General features: G+C 71.9%; 2 protein-coding genes. Both read left to right on the forward strand.

The window, feature by feature from the left end; all coding sequences use genetic code 11:
* Positions 1 to 101: 101 nt before the first annotated feature.
* Positions 102 to 368 carry a hypothetical protein gene (locus tag Z052_RS07640; protein ID WP_089308860.1) on the forward strand — a complete coding sequence of 89 codons (267 nt, stop codon included), beginning with the start codon at positions 102 to 104 and terminating at the stop codon, positions 366 to 368.
* 292 nt (positions 369 to 660) lie between these two features.
* On the forward strand, positions 661 to 1,605 hold the full coding sequence (locus Z052_RS07650) for an ABC transporter substrate-binding protein (protein WP_094520915.1): 945 nt from the start codon (positions 661 to 663) through the stop codon (positions 1,603 to 1,605).
* Positions 1,606 to 1,966 lie beyond the last annotated feature (361 nt).

Consider the following 1,966-nt stretch of genomic DNA (forward strand, 5'->3'; position numbering starts at 1 on the left):
GGACGCGGGCGCGGCGCTCGCCGGCCGGGAGCTTGTTCGTCGCTACCGTCTCGGCCGTGTCGAGGGCGGCCCGCGCAGTCGGCTCGTCGCGAAGCAAACTCGTGACCGACGCCGACGAGGTCCCTCACGACGTGCGAGCGAGCCTCGAACAGCTGCTCGTCGCGGCGTCGACCGCGGCGGCCGAGGGCGACGAGCCGACTGCGCGGGCCGCCCTCGACACGGCCGAGACGGTAGCGACGAACAAGCTCCCGGCCGGCGAGCGCCGCGACCGCGTCCGGTGGGGCTGCGGGGCCGCGCTCGACGCCCTGCCGAACGGCGACCTCGCGGCCGCGTACGCGACGGCGACCGCTGAGGCCGTCACGGAGTAGGCGTCGCGTCGACCGCGAAACCACCGACCATTTTCACCAGCTCCGTTCCACGGCCGGGCACGGATCGGCGCGACGCGCGGTTCGTCCTCCTGAGTACCCTGCTCGCCGTCACGCTGCTAAACACGCTCGATGCCCCGACGGCGCGGTGGTTCCAACGGCGTCAGCCGCCTTGGCGGTCGCGTCGCTGCTGTACGCCGGCTACGTCGTCTCGCGGCCCCTCCTCGCGTGGCTCCCCGCCCGGTAGCGCGGGCCGGCCCCCTCGCTTTTGCCCGTCGAGCGCGTTCTTTCGGGCATGCGCGTCGCCTCACTGCTGCCTTCCGCTACGGAGACGCTGTTCGCGCTCGGCGTCGAGCCGGTCGGCGTCTCTCACAGCTGTGACCACCCGCCCGCCGCCCGCGAGTTACCGACGCTGACGAGCACGGTCGTCGACCACGCGGACCGCTCGGCCGCCGACATCGACGAACAGATGCGCGCGGTCGACGGCGCGGTCTACGACCTCGACGAGGAGCGGCTCGCGGCCCTCGACCCCGACCTGCTGGTCACGCAGGCGACCTGCGACGTCTGCGCGGTCGACGCGAGCGAGGTCCGCGCGGCCGCCGAGCGGCTCGACCCCGCGCCCGACGTGCTCGCGTGCGACCCGCACTCCTTCGCCGACGCGCTCGACGACGTGGTGCGGATCGGCGAGGCGGTCGACGCGACCGACGCCGCGAGCGCGCTCCGGGGCGACCTCCGCGATCGCGTCGACGCGGTCCGCGAGCGCGCCGAGCGCGCGGTCGCCGACGAGGGCCGCCCCCGAGTCGCCGTCCTCGACTGGACCGACCCGCCGATCCGCGCGGGCCACTGGGTTCGCGACATGGTCGAACTCGCGGGCGGCGACCCGTCGTTCCAGCCGGACGGCCCCTCGGAGCCGGTGGCGTGGGACGACGTGCGCGAGGTCGACCCCGAGGCCCTCGTCGTCGCGCCCTGCGGCTTCGACCGCGACCGGGCCGTCGACGCGGTCGGCGACCTCGCGGCGCGGCCCGGCTTCGACGACCTCGCAGCGGTCCGCCGCGACCGCGCTTACGCTGTCGACGGCAACGGGCTGTTCAACCGCCCGAGCCACCGGCTCGTCGACTCGCTGGAGGCGCTGTTCGCGTGTCTCCACCCCGAGCACGCCACGACGCCGCCCGCTGCGCACGACCGGATCGCGCGCGTCGACGCGGCCGCGACGCCTTCGGTGCGCGCCGACGGCGGATAACGGCGACTGCGGTCCGGCGTTCTCGCCCCGCCACCGTTCTCAGAGACAGACGGGGACCGCTCGCTGAGAACGGAGCGGTGTCGTCAGCGGAGCGGAACGGCGAGCGCGTGCCGCCCCTCCGAACGGCGGTTTCGTCGAGACCATCGACTGCTTAGGACCTCTTTCTCCGGCTCGTTCCGACTGACCAACACATTTAATACTAAGGTGTAAAGTACGCTCGCTCTTATGTAGAAACACGGAAAGCCCGTATGATTACACTAAGTCGCCGGTAATCGGGAGATATGTCCTCTACTGAGTCAGCGTTCGGTGGGATGTTTCAGCAACTGATCGAGTTAGATGTCATCAAGATCAACACCGAGCC

The organism is Halorubrum sp. C191, from assembly GCF_002727095.1.
Classification (GTDB): Archaea; Halobacteriota; Halobacteria; order Halobacteriales; family Haloferacaceae; genus Halorubrum; species Halorubrum ezzemoulense.